The sequence below is a fragment of the Brucella lupini genome (assembly GCF_002252535.1).
In the GTDB taxonomy this organism is placed as follows: Bacteria; Pseudomonadota; Alphaproteobacteria; order Rhizobiales; family Rhizobiaceae; genus Brucella; species Brucella anthropi.
This window is the reverse complement of the sequence record NZ_NNRN01000053.1, coordinates 110660-124617: the sequence shown is the minus strand read 5'-3', so window position 1 is coordinate 124617 and position 13958 is coordinate 110660. Positions and strand designations below refer to the sequence as shown.

Here is a 13958-nt window from a genome sequence, read left to right as displayed (position 1 = left end):
GCACAGAACGGGCGATATGCCCGGTGTTTTGACGTAACCGTAGGTGACAGATGAAGAACCTCCTACACATCAAAAGCTCTGCACAGTCCTTGCGGCTGTCGCCCACGCTCGAAGTAAAGTTCTCGGCGGGTTCCGAAGCAGGAACCATTGAGGGCTATGCCAGCGCATTCGGCGGCAATCCTGACAGCTACGGCGATATAGTCCAGAAAGGCGCTTTCCTGCGCACCCTGAGCGAACACAGGGCAGAAGGCACTATGCCTGCCATGCTCTGGAGCCACGACCAGACAAAGCCTATCGGCAAATGGACAGACATGTACGAAGATGACTTCGGCCTGTTTGTTAAGGGAAGGCTCAATCTCGACACGAGCCACGGTAAGGACGCTCACGCGCATGTCGTTCACGGCGATGCAACGGGCTTCTCTATCGGTTTCTATGTCAGTCCCCAGGGCAAAAAAAGCGGCAGCAACGGCACCACGATCCTGACTGATGTCGATCTGGTCGAAGTCAGCGCAGTCGTGTTCCCAGCTAACAGACGCGCCCGCGTATCGGGCGTGAAGACACTGCAATCCAAATCCGAACTGATCGACATGCTTCGCGACAATGGCCTGCCTCGCGCCGCAGCTGCACGAATTGCAGCCGGTGGATGGGAAGCGCTCGCCGGTGCCGATCACGAGAAAGCATTTGAACTGGCCGACATGATTGATCGCGCCACACAGAAGTTGAGGACCATCTAACATGAACCTTATCAAGAACCACGCCACCACGGCAGCAATTGCACATCTGGTAGCATCGGCGGCCCCACTGCACACCAAGGACGGCGGCGACCCGCTTGCGCTGATTGCCAAGAAGTTTGGCGACCATACTGCCGAAGTGATGACCAAGCTTGGTGCATCGAACGAGCAGCTTGCAGAACTCAAGGCCCGTCTCGATGAATTTGAACAGAAGGCGGCGCGTCAGGGACCGGCAGCCGATCATCAGCCTGATACGCTTGGCAAGCAGTTTGCCGAAAACCCGGAGGTGAAAAGCTTCTCGGAATATCAGGCCCGCCCGTCTCGTTTCAGCATGAACATGAAGGCGACCATCACGAACGCCACCACGTCCGCCGGGGCGCTTGGTACGACCGCACGTGACGCCACCGTGATTATGCCGACACGCCGTCTCACTGTCCGCGATTTGCTGCCGGTGATCCGCGTCACTGATAACTCGGTGGAATATCCAAATCAGGCCACCCGCGTGAATAACGCCGCACCGGTGGCCGAAGGCGCAGCGAAGCCGGAGAGTGATTACACCTTCGAGATGAAGAACACACCAATCCGCACGCTCGCGCATTGGGTGGCTGCTTCTCGTCAGGTTCTCAGTGATATTCCACAGCTTCAGGGCATCATCGACAGTGAATTGCTCTATGGCCTGAAGCTTCTGGAAGAAAACCAACTGTTGAACGGCGACGGCACAGGTCAGAACCTTTCCGGGCTGATCCCGAATGCCACGGCATATGCTGCAACTCCGGGTGTGGTGGAAGGTACGCCTAACGCCATTGACACTCTCGGCCTGGCTATCTTGCAAAACTCTCTCGCGGATCTGCCTGCTGACGGCATCGTGGTTCATTCGGCTGACTGGATGAAGATGCGCCTTATCAAGAATGCTGATGGCGAATACATCTTGGGCAATCCAGCGACCAGCCCGGCGCGTGTGCTGTTCGGACTGCCCGTGGTTGATACTCCGGCTATGTCTCAAGGTAACTTCCTTGTAGGTCAGTTCCAGACCGCGGCGACGCTGTATGACCGTTGGGAAGCCCGTATCGAGGTATCGACCGAACATGCCGACTTCTTCACCCGCAACCTTGTCGCTATCCTCTGTGAAGAGCGTATCGGCTTGGCAGTGAAGCGCGCCAAGGCTCTGACCTATGGTGCATTCCCGACAGGCGGATAACCCATGAGGCAACTGGAGCAATCCAGCATGGGCGTGAAGGGCGACGATTGTTTCATGGGCTGTCGTCGCCCTTTTCCTATCGGGGCGTGGGTAAATGTCTGGCGCAACTGTATCAGCAGACCCGTGCGCCAAGCGATTACAAACGTCTGCAATTCAAAAAAAGCGGGCGGGTGGCATCAAAACTTGAAATCCCGTGTCTGGGCTAGACCCGCATCCCCCCCACGGGCATATTTTTTTCCCCCAGATCGAATTGTTAAGCGAAACGGAAAAATGACCGAAAAACCTTCCGCTCGCTTGATCCTGAAAATCCGGGCTTCTGACCGCGCCACGATGGCAGCTCGCGCCCATTTTTATTCGGAGAGTTAACATGGAAAACAAGATTTTTTCCAAGACTACACAGGTGTTCGGTGACAACGAATACACATTCGCCCTCACTTGGGCCGGTGCACAAGAATGGGAAGAAAAGACAGGCCGCAGCCTTTACCAGACGTTTGACGCCATGGTGGCGACTAAGGCCGGTTTCGTATCCGATGTGAAGGAAATCATCCGTATCAGCCTCATAGGTGGCGGTATGGCTCCGGCAGATGCGTTCCGGTTGGTTAAGCAGTACGTCGAGAGCAGACCGCTATCGGAAAGCCTACCTGTCGCGCTCGCAGCAGCAGAGGCATTCCTTTTCGGCGCAGACGACGAACCGGAGACTGCAAATGGCTAAAGGTTGGTACGTCAGCAATGAGTTCAAGCGGCGGCTGTCTCGGCTGCCGCAGAAGGTGCAGAAAGAAACCAATAAGGCCATTGAGCAGAACGCCGATGAATGGGTGAAGTGGTCGCGCAAGCTTGCGCCCGTCGATCCAGAAGACGGCATTCATCTGAGACCGAGCATCCGCCATTACGAGACCGAGACAGGCGGTCAGGTTGTGCGGGCTGGCGGCGAAGCGACGACACGGCCAGTTAAGAACGGCCAGAACGCCACATTCGATTACGCCACCGCCGTTGAGTTCGGCACGGTCAAAATGCCTGCTCAGCCCTTTTTCTGGACCGCTTATCGGTTGTTTCGCGACAAGTTCGGCAGGCGGCGTTCCCGTGCCATGAACAAGGCAATCAAGGATTTCAACGATGGCAAATGAACCCGCACTGTATGCGCGCATGGAAATGCGTGTCGCCCAGGCTGAAAAGCAGATGGCGAAGTTTGCCAAGCAGCTTGACGGCCAGATGGGCGGTATGGAGCGCCGCACCAATAAAGCCGCCAAGAACATGGAAAGCTCGCTAAGTCGTGGCTTTTCCAAGATGCAGGGCATCGTGTCCGAATTCGGCAAGGGCTTGTTTGCTGGAATTGCTGCCGGTGGCGTTGCCGGTATCGCCGCGAGCGTCCAAGCAGTCACCAAGTCTTTTGCTGACCTTGGCCGCGAGGCGCAGACAGCCGGTATCAACGTCAAGGATTTCCAGAAATGGCGTTATGTGGCCGACCAGAATAGGATCGGCGTTGATGCCCTGATTGACGGCTTCAAGGAGCTTAACCTCCGGGCTGATGAGTATATCCAGACCGGCAAGGGATCGGCAGCAGAAAGCTTTCAGCGTCTGGGTATGTCACCGGCAGAGGTGAAGGAGCGCATCAAAGACCCGTCGAAGTTCATGCTGGAACTGATCGACCGAACACGCCGTCTGAAGGACACAGCGGCAGGCGTTCGCATCTTCGATGAGCTTCTAGGCGGTCAGGGTGGCGAACAGTTCGTCAGGCTCATTGAACAAGGCCGCGATGGCATAACCAAAACGCTCAATGAAGCCGAGAAGATGGGCGCTGTCTTCGATGCTGAATTCATCAAGAAGGCTGATGAGATCGACAAGGCTTTCAACCGTCTGGCGACCACGATGGGGACGGCTGTCAAAGGCGCTATCGTGGAAGCAGCAACCGCGCTGCAAGGCTTCCTGTCGTCGTGGCAGAACCTCGAAGACAAAACCCTGTCTGGCATCAATGCCGAACTGGACACTCTCACCAAGCGCAAGGCTCAGCTTGAAGCGCAGGCAGGGACCACAGAGGATGCCGTTCTGGGCTGGATCGGCAAGGACGCTGCTACCGAATTGCAGGCCGTCAACGAGCAGATGGCACGTTTGCAGGCTCGCAAGGACGAGCTTACCGCCGTCAAACTCGAAACCATTGTAATCGATCCGCCGGAAAAGCCTTACACGCCGCCGCCGCCGTCAAAAACAGGCAAGAGCAGCGATGAAAAGGCGCGTGACAGGGCAGCTAAGGCAGCAGAGCGAGAACGCAAGGCCGTCACCGATCTGATCAAAGACCTTGAGTTCGAAGCCTCTCTGGTAGGCAAATCGGCGCTGGAAAAGGAAAAGATGACCGCTCTCCGCCATGCAGGGGCGGCGGCGACGGCTGCGGAAAAGGCCCAGATAGAACAGCTTGTGGAGGCAAACTACAAGGCTACCGAGGCGTACGACAAGCAGCAGGCGGCTATTCAGGAAGTTAACGATGCTGGCCGTGAGTTCGCCGGCACCCTGGTTTCTGGCCTGCTAAGTGGCGCAAAAGCTTCCGATGTTCTGTCCGATGCTCTGGGCCGACTGGCTGACCGCTTCCTGAATTCGGGTCTGGATGCACTGTTTGGCGGCGGCGGTGGCGGGATCGGAGGTCTTTTCAGCGGCATATTCGGTGGAGGCAGTTCCGACCCATGGTCCGGTTTGAGGCTGGCAGGCGGCGGCCACGTGCGCGGTCGCGGTTCCGCAACGTCCGACAGTATCCCGGCGATGCTCTCCAATGGAGAGTACGTTATCAACGCGGCGGCTACGAAGAAATTCGGCCCGCTTCTGGATGCAATCAATAGCGGGAAGGGTCTCGCGCTCGCTGGAGGCGGCGCGGTAGGAGTACCTAGCGTAGCATCATTAAGCGCGCCCCGCATTCCGTCGCTGGCGGGAATGTCGCAGACCAACAACAACACCCAGAACAATTCACCGAACATCAACGTGAATGTGTCCGGTGCGAACGGTAATGCTGAGATCGCGGCCATGGTGCAGGAAGGTGTCTCGCGAGGTCTGGCGACCTGGCAGGAGCAGACATCAACAACACGGTGGATCGGACAGCAAGCCAGCATCGCCCGTACTAAATACCGAGTTGGAAGGTAGGTCATGAACCGTATCAACGAAATCCATATTGAAGGTGTCGGCACAGTCCGGCACCTCACCAACGAAGATCACAATCGTATTCGTCATGCAGCACGTGGGCCAAACAGGGATATTATGCCCTATGCGTTTTCGTGTGGCATGTCGCTGAGGCGCTTCAAGGCGCTTCCGGTCGAGTTACAGCGGGAAGTGATGCAGGCATTTCATCACCTATGCAGTTCGGAGAACATCAAACCAGTCGAGCGCCCAAAGGTTGATAGACCGATCTTCCAGCCCCGTATTCATCGCACAGACGCGGAATGGTCCGAGATAGGGCGATTTCTCATCCAGAATAAGCAATCGCTCCCACGGGGCGAATTTGGCCCTTGGCTGCGCGATAAGGCAGGACTGTCCACTAAGGCTGCACAGAAGGCTATGCGGATAGCACGGGGCGGGGCCTGAAACTCGGGGGATTGGCAATCTGTAGACCCGTGCCCCAGGCATTCACACGCATCCGCAATTCAGAAAAAGGCAGAGGCGCGGCGGGCGGTCAAGTGGTGCGTCCAGATTTGGGCGAAAGGTTCCACCGTGAACAGTGCGGGAACGAGTTGCTACCATTTTGCTACCCAACTCGGTAGCACGATCAAAAATAGCCTAGGACGATAAAGGATCGGTGGCATCAGGAAGCCCGACAAACCGGGACATTTTGCGAATGAACAATACGTTTCCAGATGCCACCGCTAGAATTTGAAGTCCGGACATGCCACCGGGCATGCATCCCTTCCAAATATTGAGTTCATTATATAGTTTCTTTCACGGCAACGGCTTTGAGTGGCGTTTAGCCGCCCAATTTCTACCATTTCCATTTTTCATCTTTGCTAGCGCATTACTGATCATGCCGTCAATCAGTGCAGCAGCATTGGCCTGTATGCCCTCTGCATGGCTATCTAATATAGATGGGAGCACGAGGGCCTGAAAGAAGCGACAAGTGGCTTGATCGCGTATTGGCTGTGCGGGCGCAGGACAAGAAAATATAGCAGTCATTCGTTGGGTAGTCCGCTAGGTTCAACTTTCTTGAATTCAATAGTGTAGCCAAGACGATAGAGAACCAGAGCGCAATATCGAAGGGAAGGGTTTACGCCTTCCATAAAAAGCTGACTTACGCGTGATCGCGACACACCGAGCATATTTGCAAGATCTGAATGTGACATGCCTCGCTCCTCGAGAGCTGATCTGAGAGTATCTTGAAATGCAATTACATGATCTTCAGAAACGTATTTCTCTACGTCATCCCAACGTTTCATTATTCTATTCATCGCTCGCCCCCTCAATCCCCCTTGATGCGAGAAGCAGTCTAGGGCTGGTCTGTTAACTTTGCATGTTGGAAATCTCGACGGTATTCCTTGGTGAGTTGTTAAAAAAGAGCCCCTCAGCGTGATCGCACGGGGTCGGAAGTCATATGTCATCGGCACCTCAAGAAGTTCGAGCTTGTAAAGACCTAACGTTCAACGTTCATTCAACCCGTAGAAGCTTCTCATGACTTGGATGTAGGTGGGTTTGTAAGCCCTGTTGAACTTAACTGTGTGCTTTTGAAGTCGAACAGCGATTTTGTGACATCCAAATTCTGCAAAGCGCGTTGAAGTGTTTTCACCATTGAACGGCTCGCGCAATTTGAGATGCCGAATGGCATTCTCAACTTCTGAGCTTTTCATGATCCCCTGTCCGTGGGTAATCCCAACAAACAATGGCCTGACGCACCTAGCAAATATCAGCGCGGCGCTTGGCATACGTACTGGGCAAGCTTCCAGATCGGCAAGTCAAGCCTGCAAGGCTGCGCGCGGCTGTCGATGTGTCTGGCGCGAAGTGATATCAATGCAGCATGCGAGATGGCGCTAGCCAAAATTTTGTTCCGCGTGATGCAAACAGATCGTACTCAGCAAGAATGCAGGAACCGTCGTGCGCCAAGCCGTTAGTGTTAGCTGCGAGAATGGAGCGGACACCGTGGGGTCGCTGGAATTTCTGATGCGCCAAACAAGCGGATAGTTCGCTGAGAGAAGCGTTTTGATAGTAACGAGCTTTGTTCTCTATTAATCTTGCCCGTCACTGGATGATGCAGGTTCCCGGCCAGTCGCTGCACTGCCGGTTGGCGCAGCCACCAACGGCGGCTAGAACGAGCAACAAGCAGATTGTAGTCGACAGAGATTTCATTTTGTTCCTCCGGTCTGTGGTGCTTCCCCTTGCGCGAGATCGCCGAACAAGTCCAGCTTGCGGCGGTTCAGGCGACGTATGTCTCCGCGTCTTATCGTGACACTGTTGCGATCGAAGAATTCCAGTATCTGGATCGCCACCTTGCGACCACTATCCACCCGGTCGCGAAATCGCGCCGCGATGAACCAGCCACTATCAAATGCCGCATCCATATCCGACAGGATGCCGATCATTTCAGCAATCGTTCCCCGCAGGAAAAAATGGTCTTGCGCCACTTCATGCACCCGGCCCATACGCCCGGAAAGCTTGAGCAGGCGGCGAATATCTTCCTCCCGTTCATCAAGCAGACCTGTAATATCGCGCACGCGCGGCGGACGAAAACGAGCCTCACCGCCAAGCAACGGTGCTATACGCTGCCAGAGCGCCTCGTCGGCATCGCTCATCGTGACTTCATGGTCGCGCAGGCGAAGCCAGGCGCCGTCCAGTCTCAGCAGGTCCGCCTCGACCAGCGCAGCAATGGCAGCGCGAAAGGCGGGCGCTGGCAGGCGCGGTTTCAACAACAACCGCAGCCGTTCGACACCCATGCCGATCAGGTCTGGATTTTCGTCATGGAAGGTGGCCAGTAGCGCCAGAATATCGTCACGCAGAGCGTCCCATCGTTCCGGCAATAACAACAACACGGAATTTGCCTGCGGGAGCATTACGGCATCGAGCGCGTGCGCCAAACCTTGCGGGTTGTCCGCCAGCGCGCGGTCGCGCAGGAATGCCGTCGCATCAAGATAGTAAGGTTCAGCAGTCAGCAGTGCGCGTGCCGATTCTACCGGGTCGTCAATGGAATGGGCGTCAAGCTGTGCCATGCGCTCCGGACTGCGGCGCTTGCGTTGCGGCGGGCGCAGATCGAGAAAACGTCCGCCGCCAATGGTGCGTTGTGCGGACACATCGCGGATGACGAAGCGGTCTCCGGCTGCAGCCGAGACAGGACGATCCAGCACCAGTTGCACCCGATCTTCGGTGCCCGGCTGGAGCTCTTCATCCCGCAAAAGCAGGATGCGGGCACCGACTTCCGTCGAGGCATGATGCAAGCGAACCGGGAACCACTGACCGATCGGCTTTTTTTCCGAGGAGAGGATTTGCAATAATGCATCGATGCGGTCCGTCGGACGATGAAGGCTTGGCAGCACCAGCATATCGCCGCGATGTATCGCCTCTTTCGATATGCCGTCACCTGCCAGATTGAGCGCGCAGCGATCACCCGCCTGCGCTATTTCGCTTGGCTGGTTCTGCGCACGAATGGTGCGGATACGCGCCTCCTTGCCAGACGGGCTGATGACCAGATGATCGCCAATGGCGGCCTTGCCGGACAGCACCGTGCCCGTGACCACTGTGCCAGCGCCCTTGAGCGTGAAGGAGCGGTCCACCGCAAGACGAAAGCGTCCGTTTGTCCGCCGCTCACCGAATGCATGCGCTTGCACTTCCAGCAGCGCCTTCAGATCGTCGATCCCGGCACCCGACACGGTGGAGACCGCCAGCACGGGAATGTCGGCAAGTCCCGTCAGCGCCAGTTCATTGCTGATAGCGGTTTCAACTTCAACAAGACGGTCAGGTTCGACAAGATCGGATTTGGTGATGACGGCGATGCCACGCCGGATACCGAGCAGGTTGACGATTGCCAGATGTTCGCGCGTTTGCGGCATGATCCCGTCATCGGCAGCGACAACCAGCATGACGAAATCGATGCTCGCCGCACCGGCAAGCATCGTATGCACGAATTTTTCATGCCCCGGCACGTCAACAAAGCCGAGTATGTCCTTTTCGTCGCCGGACAAGGGCAGATAGGCAAAGCCGAGATCGATGGAAATGCCCCGCGCCTTTTCCTCCTTCAGCCGGTCCGTGTCGACCTGTGTAAGGGCGCGCACCAGCGAGGTCTTTCCATGATCGATATGCCCCGCCGTTCCGACGATCATGGCTTTTCGTTCAGCGCATTGCGCGCTGCCTCGATGAAAGGAGCGGCAAGCGTGCTGCCGCCCGCCTCAGCGCGCAGCAGATGTTCGTAAGCCGATGAAGGATCGCGTTCCACACCCATGCCAAGATGCAGCGCCGCGCCGAGCATGGCTTCGCCATCCGGATCGCCCGCAGCGGACGCATTCCGCCACCAGTAAACGGCCTGAGAGGGATCGCGCGGCACCCCGAGAGCATTATGATAAATCATGCCAAGCCGCGTCATGGCTGCGGCTATGCCGCCTTCCGCCGCCTTCAACGCCCATTCACGCGCCTCAACCGGGTCGGCGGTCATTACCTCCCCTTCCATGAGCATCCAGCTCAGCATGTCCTGTGCCTGCGGGTCCCCTTGTTCTGCGGCAAGCCGGTACAGCCTTGCAGCTTCCGGATAGTCGGCTTCGATATCTTCGCCCTTGAACAGCAGCGAAGCCAGATTGCGTTGGCCGGAAGCATCGCCGGCCGCGGCTGAAAGGACCAGCCAGCGTTGCGCAAGGACGACATCTTTCTCAACGCCCATGCCGCCCGCAAAGCAGGCGCCGATATTGTTCTGCGCGCGGGCATTGCCTGCACGCGCCAGCGGCTCCCAGATGGAAAGCGCCGCTGCGTAATCACCCGCCTTTGCAGCGACAAGCGCCTTTTCCAGCGCTTGAGCTGTCGTATCCGGCTTGGGCTTGCGGGTGAAAAGATCAGCGAGCCGCATAGGATGACAGGTTCCGAACAAAACTGGTCTCGTCATCAAGGCAGCGCAGATCGAGCACGAGTGCACCCTTTTCGATCCGCCCGATGACCGGCAAAGGCAGCGCACGCAATGAACCGCCGAGCGCTGTCAGCACGGAGCCGCTACCGTCTTTAGGCACAATCGACAATCCCGCGCTTGGAACGGTCGAGAGCGGCAATGCGCCAGAACCGATCTGGCTGGCGCAATCTGTCACCGCCACAATGAAAGCCGGGCCGAGTATTCTCTCCAGCCCCGGCTTGAGCCGTGCCGCCTGCGCGGCAATTTCGGTCTGCGGACGCGCCAGATAGCGAATAGTCGGCAGCTTTTCAGAAAGTCGTTCCGGATTACGATAAAGTTTCAACGTCGCTTCAAGTGCTGCGAGCCTGATTTTGTCCACCCGCAAAGCACGCTTCATCGGGTTCTTGTTAATACGGGCAATCAGATCGCGTCGCCCGACAATGAAGCCCGCCTGTGGTCCACCGAGAAGCTTATCGCCGGAAAAGGTGACGATATCTGCACCTTCGGCGACCGCTTCGCGCACTGTCGGCTCGTGTGCGAGACCGAAGGAAGTCAGATCGGCAAGTGTGCCGGAGCCAAGGTCATTGACCAGCGGCACGCCTTTGGCCTGCGCAATAGCGGCCAGTTCCGCCGCTGAGACTTCCCGCGTAAAGCCTTCAATCCGATAGTTTGACGTGTGGACCTTCAGTACCAACCCTGTATCGGGGTTGATTGCATTCTCGTAGTCACGCGGATGGGTGCGGTTGGTGGTGCCCACTTCGACAAGTCGCGTACCGGCGCGGGTCATGATATCCGGCATGCGGAATGCGCCGCCGATCTCGATCAGTTCGCCGCGCGATACAATGGCCTCCCTACCTGCAGCAAGGCTATTCAGCACCAGAAGTACAGCAGCAGCATTGTTGTTGACGACGGTGGCATCTTCCGCTCCCGTCAGCTCACAGACAAGCGCCCGCAGATGATCATCGCGCTCGCCACGCCCACCCGATGACAGGTCAAATTCGAGCGAAACCGCCTGCCGCATGGCTTGTGTGGCAGCCTCGAAGGCGGCTTCGGCAAGAATGGCTCGCCCCAGATTGGTGTGCAGGACAGTTCCGGTCAGATTGAACAGCGGACGCAGGCTCGATCGCCCTGACGCTTCAAGCAAATGGAGAACCCGCTCAGCCAAATGCGTGTTACTGGAGAGCGAGGCGCCGGATTTCACCGCCTCGCGCTCGTCGCTCAAAACCTTGCGAATAGCCTCAGTCACCGACGCACGGCCAAGACTCTCCAATGCCCCGGAAAGCTCCGCCATTTGCAGGATGGCATCCACGGACGGCAGGTGGCGCAGCGAAGACTTGATCTGGTCCATGCTTCCTCACAGTCCGGCAAGAAGCGGCGAGAAGCCGCCTCGTCTGTAAGGCGTCTCACGCATCAATATATCAAGGCCGAGGCTCGCAACATCGTCGGTCATAGGATCGGCATCCGCCGATAGCTGCTGAAAGATGATCTTGACCCAGCGCTGGCATTCGTCGCAGGTTTCAGCCTTGATAATGCCGCCACCTTCCTCGACTTCCTTGTAGCCGATACCCTTTGTCGAGCCGCAGCACACACATTTGACCCGGACATAGTGCCAGAGCGTGTTGCAGACGGAACAGGAGCAGAAACGCGCGCCATGCGCACCGTGCCAGCCCACGACCATCGAGCTTGACAGAATGCTGCCGCAAGTCGGGCAGACGCCATCGGCAACGGGTTTCAGCGACTTCGGGTCAAGCGCCGCTGCAAGCCGCGTGAAATGGAGCTGCAAGCCTGCCCAGACATAGATATGTTCAGCAATTGCTTCCGGCGGCAGAATACCGGCGAAAACTGCCTCGATCATTCGGCAACGCGCACCCGCATCGCTGTTCGCCACACGTTCCAGCGCATCGGCGGCATCTTGCGGTTTGGCGATCGTGCGGGCGTGCTCGAACAGCCGGTCGAAGACAGTCCCGAGTGCTGATTCCGATATGGCATCCGCACGATCGATCGCTGGCATGCCGAATTCCCGTCCCCGGTCGTCGCCGTGTCGCGCGGCGACAGGACCGAGACCAGCCGCTATTTCAGACTGTGCCTCGCTCAGGTCGGCAATGAACTCCAGATAAGGTTTCAGCGGGCTGACCGAACCCAGAAAACGCAGACGCTCTGCTCTTCTGGCAAAAAGCGCGCCGGGGTCCGGCAATTGCACGAAGGGTGGGGCCGATATTTCGCCGATGACCGTCGGGTCCGGCACCAGATCTTTCTTGCCTGCCATGTCACTCCTCACGAACCCAACGGGTCACGTAAACCACGGAATATTATTACCCTCTAGGACACCGAGTAAGTTCAGGCGGCAGGCTTGCTGCCGCCTTGCTTCACTTTCTGCTTCGATGTCAGTTCGCGCAACCACTTGCGGTGATGTCGCCAAGCCCAGCCACCGGTAACCGTGCCGCGTGTCATCGCATTGATCGTGCCCTTGACCCAGATCGCGGCATAGACGTGCACGATCCAGACACAGATCGCCGCCACCGCCGCCATAGAATGGACAAGCAGGGCCCAACGCTGCTGATTGATGCTGGTATAGGAGCCAAAATATTCGTTCCATATCATCACGCCGGAAACAATCAGGATGATGATCAGCAAGGACATGGACCAGAAAACGAGCTTCTGACCGGCATTATATTTGCCTACTTCAGGCAGCTTTTCCTCATTGCCGGAAATCACGTCATTGGCATGTGCGAGCCATTGGCTGTCTTCGCGCTTCCACAGATTGGCGCTCCAGAAACGTACGAAAAGCCCCAGAAAGCTGAAGAACAGCACCACGCCAATCCATGGATGGATGGCGCGTGTCCATTGTCCGCCGCCGAACAGGCCCGACAGAAAAAACAGCGATGGGTGGAACATCGCAAGGCCGGACAGGGCCAGCAGCACGAGACTGATGGCGGTGATCCAGTGATTGATGCGTGCGCCACCGGAATAGCGATGCACCTTGACGGGCTTACCGAGTTCTATCCCGTCACCGCGTTCAACATCGTCAAAGTCGGTCTTGCTCATGAGCTTTTCTCTCCCGTGAGCTTTTCGGCCTGTTCCTCGTCATGCTCTGTCACGACGTTCGGACCCTTGAAGATATAATGCAGCAGACCTGCTGCCGCAGCCAGCCCCATTGCGGCCATGCCTGCATATTTGGACACACCCTTCCACGCTTCGACAACCGGGCTGATGCGCGGATTGTTCGGCAGGTTGGCGTAGATTTCCGGCTTATCGGCGTGTTGCAGCACATACATGACATGCGTGCCGCCAACGCCCGGCGGATCGTAGAGCCCGGCATTTTCGAAGCCGCGCGATTTCAGATCCTTGATGCGGCCATCGGCCCATTCCTTCATCTCGTCCTTGGTACCATAGACGATGGCCTGTGTCGGGCAGGCCTTGGCACAGGCCGGTCCCTGTCCCACCGCAATGCGGTCGGAGCAGAGCGTGCACTTATAAGCCTTGTGGGTTACTTCCGAAACACGCGGAATGTTGAACGGGCACCCCTTGATGCAATAGCCGCAGCCGATACAGTTATCGTGGATGAAATCGACGATACCGTTGGAATATTGCACGATTGCGCCTGGCGCCGGACATGCCTTGAGGCAGCCGGGGTCTTCGCAATGCATGCAGCCGTCCTTGCGGATCAGCCACTCCAGATTGCCGGTGTCGGGATTGTCCCACTCGGTAAAGCGCATCAAGGTGAAGGTGTTCGGCGTCAGATCGTGCGGATTGTCATAGACACCCACATTGATGCCAACCTCCTCATGCGTGTCGTTCCATTCGGCGCAGGCCGACTGGCAGGCCTTGCAGCCGATGCATTTCGACACGTCGATGAGCTTCGCCACCTCGGTCTGGCGCTCGGCAGGCGGCGTCACATTCGACGCCGACCGCCTGATCAGGTCCTTGTCACCGAAACGCGGCTGTTGCGGCTGGACGCTAGGATTGGGAACGGGTGGAAACATCTCTA

13 protein-coding genes are annotated in these 13958 nt (G+C 57.3%); 6 read left to right on the top strand and 7 right to left on the bottom strand.

Going from position 1 to position 13958, the window contains the following annotated elements:
* The first annotated feature begins 50 nt into the window (after positions 1–50).
* From CES86_RS17480 to CES86_RS17455, 6 genes are all read left to right on the top strand, one after another.
* Entirely contained in the window at positions 51–734 is a 684-nt protein-coding gene (locus CES86_RS17480) for an HK97 family phage prohead protease (RefSeq protein ID WP_094515028.1), read from the top strand.
* A gap of 1 nt (position 735) precedes the next feature.
* Positions 736–1929: a phage major capsid protein gene (locus tag CES86_RS17475; RefSeq protein WP_094515027.1), complete on the top strand. Its 1194-nt coding sequence runs from the start codon at positions 736–738 to the stop codon at positions 1927–1929.
* A gap of 367 nt (positions 1930–2296) precedes the next feature.
* Entirely contained in the window at positions 2297–2641 is a 345-nt protein-coding gene (locus CES86_RS17470; RefSeq protein ID WP_094515026.1) for a gene transfer agent family protein, read from the top strand.
* Positions 2634–3053, top strand: a complete 420-nt coding sequence (locus CES86_RS17465; RefSeq protein ID WP_167387123.1) for an HK97-gp10 family putative phage morphogenesis protein — start codon at positions 2634–2636, stop codon at positions 3051–3053. Before CES86_RS17470 ends, CES86_RS17465 begins: the two co-directional genes overlap by 8 nt.
* Positions 3043–5052: a hypothetical protein gene (locus tag CES86_RS17460; protein WP_094515024.1), complete on the top strand. Its 2010-nt coding sequence runs from the start codon at positions 3043–3045 to the stop codon at positions 5050–5052. The genes CES86_RS17465 and CES86_RS17460 overlap by 11 nt, the downstream gene beginning before the upstream one ends.
* Positions 5053–5055: 3 nt before the next feature.
* Positions 5056–5490: a DUF3102 domain-containing protein gene (locus CES86_RS17455; protein WP_094515023.1), complete on the top strand. Its 435-nt coding sequence runs from the start codon at positions 5056–5058 to the stop codon at positions 5488–5490.
* Positions 5491–6068: 578 nt separating this feature from the next.
* Here the strand turns inward: CES86_RS17455 and CES86_RS28305 are convergent.
* The 7 genes from CES86_RS28305 to fdxH form a co-directional block, all read right to left on the bottom strand.
* Positions 6069–6332 (bottom strand): helix-turn-helix domain-containing protein, encoded by a 264-nt coding sequence (locus tag CES86_RS28305; protein WP_166942908.1) that lies wholly within the window; start codon positions 6330–6332, stop codon positions 6069–6071.
* Between the two features lie 900 nt (positions 6333–7232).
* Positions 7233–9200, bottom strand: a complete 1968-nt coding sequence (gene selB / locus CES86_RS17440) for a selenocysteine-specific translation elongation factor (protein ID WP_029928181.1) — start codon at positions 9198–9200, stop codon at positions 7233–7235.
* Positions 9197–9934, bottom strand: coding sequence for a tetratricopeptide repeat protein (locus tag CES86_RS17435; protein WP_094515022.1), 738 nt, complete (start codon positions 9932–9934; stop codon positions 9197–9199). The genes selB and CES86_RS17435 overlap by 4 nt, the downstream gene beginning before the upstream one ends.
* Positions 9921–11318 (bottom strand): L-seryl-tRNA(Sec) selenium transferase, encoded by a 1398-nt coding sequence (gene selA, locus CES86_RS17430; RefSeq protein WP_029928185.1) that lies wholly within the window; start codon positions 11316–11318, stop codon positions 9921–9923. The genes CES86_RS17435 and selA overlap by 14 nt, the downstream gene beginning before the upstream one ends.
* Before the next feature lie 6 nt (positions 11319–11324).
* On the bottom strand, positions 11325–12236 hold the full coding sequence (gene fdhE / locus CES86_RS17425; RefSeq protein WP_094515021.1) for a formate dehydrogenase accessory protein FdhE: 912 nt from the start codon (positions 12234–12236) through the stop codon (positions 11325–11327).
* 71 nt (positions 12237–12307) lie between these two features.
* On the bottom strand, positions 12308–13015 hold the full coding sequence (locus CES86_RS17420; RefSeq protein ID WP_010660825.1) for a formate dehydrogenase subunit gamma: 708 nt from the start codon (positions 13013–13015) through the stop codon (positions 12308–12310).
* Entirely contained in the window at positions 13012–13953 is a 942-nt protein-coding gene (gene fdxH, locus CES86_RS17415) for a formate dehydrogenase subunit beta (protein WP_010660824.1), read from the bottom strand. Before fdxH ends, CES86_RS17420 begins: the two co-directional genes overlap by 4 nt.
* Positions 13954–13958 lie beyond the last annotated feature (5 nt).